The 2,526-nt window shown below is 39.6% G+C and carries 2 protein-coding genes and 1 pseudogene; 2 read left to right on the top strand and 1 reads right to left on the bottom strand.

Annotated features, from left to right (window positions below; translation table 11 throughout):
* A pseudogene (locus FTV34_RS16925) lies at positions 1 to 191 on the bottom strand (aspartyl/asparaginyl beta-hydroxylase domain-containing protein); the annotation flags it as partial.
* A gap of 311 nt (positions 192 to 502) precedes the next feature.
* Here FTV34_RS16925 and FTV34_RS16920 point away from each other — a divergent pair.
* Together FTV34_RS16920 and FTV34_RS18170 are read left to right on the top strand one after the other, a co-directional pair.
* Positions 503 to 1,621, top strand: coding sequence for an IS1182 family transposase (locus FTV34_RS16920; RefSeq protein WP_004907341.1), 1,119 nt, complete (start codon positions 503 to 505; stop codon positions 1,619 to 1,621).
* A gap of 161 nt (positions 1,622 to 1,782) precedes the next feature.
* Positions 1,783 to 2,190: a phosphoribosyltransferase family protein gene (locus FTV34_RS18170; RefSeq protein WP_180015615.1), complete on the top strand. Its 408-nt coding sequence runs from the start codon at positions 1,783 to 1,785 to the stop codon at positions 2,188 to 2,190.
* Positions 2,191 to 2,526 lie beyond the last annotated feature (336 nt).

The raw sequence follows: 2,526 nt of genomic DNA, 5'->3' as shown, positions 1-2,526 counted from the left end.
TCGTTCGATTGCTGAGTGTTAATATAGGGCTGACGTGGCACTTGAGAGAGCGTATACATCAGAAAATTAATCGGCGCGAGCAAAGTCGAGTGATCAAAAAACTGGCGGTAAAATGAGTGACGAACTTTGCCGCGTTGTTGAATATAAAACGCAGAAATGACAAAGATCGCCAGGATAATCCACTTAATCATATGAGGACCTGGTACTTGTAAGCAAAATGCTTAAATCGAGAGAATTTTTTAAACGGCGTAATAATAACATAGTGATCCATTTTGCTTAAATAAACGCCATAGAACACTGCGTTGCAGGAAACAATGTCTTGAAGCTATAAAGTCGATTGACCATTCTGCCCAAAATATCCTTGCATTTTTCTTGAAAAATTCTGCAATTTCTCTATATAGAGGCACTTGCAAAACTCCACAAACAGCCTGAATTAACATTTTTTGAAAAAAGTTGTAGATGTTAAAATGAGCTTCTAAACCAACACCCTAACATCTACAGCATGAATACTACATTAAGCCCTTTTCTCAAACAACGGTTTCAAGCCTTACAATACGAACTTATTCCTTTAGTCGCAGCCGATTTAGACGGCATCAGCTCAAAGCTCGAACGCATTATTCGTGTGCTCGAGTGGAGTGACATCGAATCCTTGGTATACCAATATCAAGGGTGTGCTGTGGGAAGACCTCCTGCTGACCGCTGCGCTTTGGCATGTGCCTTTATTGCAAAAGCTGAACTTGGTATCGTCACCACACGGGGCTTGATTGAACGCCTAGAAGTTGATCGTAGATTGCGGCGAATTTGCGGCTTCAATCTGTATAAAAAACTACCCAGCGAAGGGACATTTAGCCGTGTTTTTGCTGAATTTGCAGCGCGTAAACTAACCACTCGCGTTCATGAGCAGATGGTGAAGTCCAATCTTGCGGATACGTTAATCGGTCATATTAGCCGTGATGCAACCATGATTCCAGCACGCGAAGGTGTTGAGAAAATAGTTCTCCCTCCTGTTGTAAAACCGCCTGCCAAAAAACGAGGTCGCCCTGCATTCAACTCGCCTAAGACCTTGACCACTAAAATATTAACTGCCATTCAGATTCAACTCACACAGACACTTCCTGAAATGCTCCGAGATTTACCTACGGGCTGTTCTGTTGGCACAAAAACGAACTCAAAAGGGTATTCTGAGAGTACCAAAGGCTACAAGCTTCATTTAGATACAGCATGTTGTGGTGTAGTGATCAGTGCTTATCTGACGGGTGCGGTCGTTCATGATAGTCGTGTTGCCCTGCCGTTATCGTTGATGAGTGAACAGCGTGTTACGGCATGTTATGAGCTGATGGATGCAGGTTATTGTAGTACGGATATTCGAGAGTTTGTGAGATCAAGAGGTCGTGTTCCGTTGATTGATCACAACAAGCGTCAGGGTGAAAAAATAGAATTTTGCAAAGCGGAAGCACAGCGATATAAAACCCGTAGCAGTGCTGAACGCAGTAATGCCCGTTTAAAGGATGAGTTTGGCGGTCGGGTGATTTATTATCGAGGTCACGCTAAGGTGATGAGTCATTTGATGTTTGGTTTGATTGCTCAAACAGCCGATCAATTGATGCGACTTTTGAGGTGACGACAAGGCAATTGATTAAGTGCTTAATGATTGAATATTTGACACAGGTCAACGCATCAGCTTGTTTAAGATATGGAGAAACAAGATGATTGATCCCTAAAATCATAGCGCAACTCGGGTTTGATTAAAAAAAAGCCTCTTTTTTAAGAGGAGCTACAGCTGTGTCGGCTGGGACAATAATTTTGCAAGTTCTTCTTAATAATATCTTTTCTAAAAAAACTATTCTCGAAGTCTATTCTGACCTACAAGATCTTCCATTAACCCCAAAATACAAAAAAGATATCATTGCCTTACGTCGCTCCCTCGAAAGAGATCTAACCAATAATCCCAATAAAGCTTTTTCTATGAAAGAAGTCGCAACAAAGGACAGAATGTTTATTCGTCCTTTGAAAATAGATCCGACTCAAATTGAAAAAGTTACGGAAATGAAAGGAAAATCTATACTTCTTGTCGATGATTTATTGGCAAGTGGTACAACCTTAACAAGTGCTTATAACTTACTTAAAGAAATGGAAATAAGTGAACAAATTAAAGCAATCTGTCTTTTAGGAAAACTGGGCAGTAAATAACTAGAAATCATTCAATGTCACCAAAAATCACTAAAAATCACAAAAGTTAATGTAAACTTTTATTTATAACTGTATACTACAGATAGACCATTCATGTGCTCAATGGTCTTTAAAGATAGGGCTAACGCCCAGAGCCCGGCAGCACCGTCAAGCGAGGTCAGACTGTAAGAGTCAAATATCGTTTATCTAGGCACGGCTAGTAAAGTTTCAAACAAAAAGCTTAATAACTTAAATAAGTTGTTAGGCTTTTTTGTTATTCATAACTATTATTCAAATAAATTCAATACTTTATAAATCTAAGAATGACAATCGGTCTAGTTAAATCTGTGTTTATTT

This window comes from Acinetobacter sp. YH16038, assembly GCF_013417275.1.
GTDB lineage: Bacteria > Pseudomonadota > Gammaproteobacteria > Pseudomonadales > Moraxellaceae > Acinetobacter.
The sequence above is the reverse complement of the archived record's forward strand: the minus strand, read 5'-3'. Positions and strand labels throughout refer to the sequence as shown.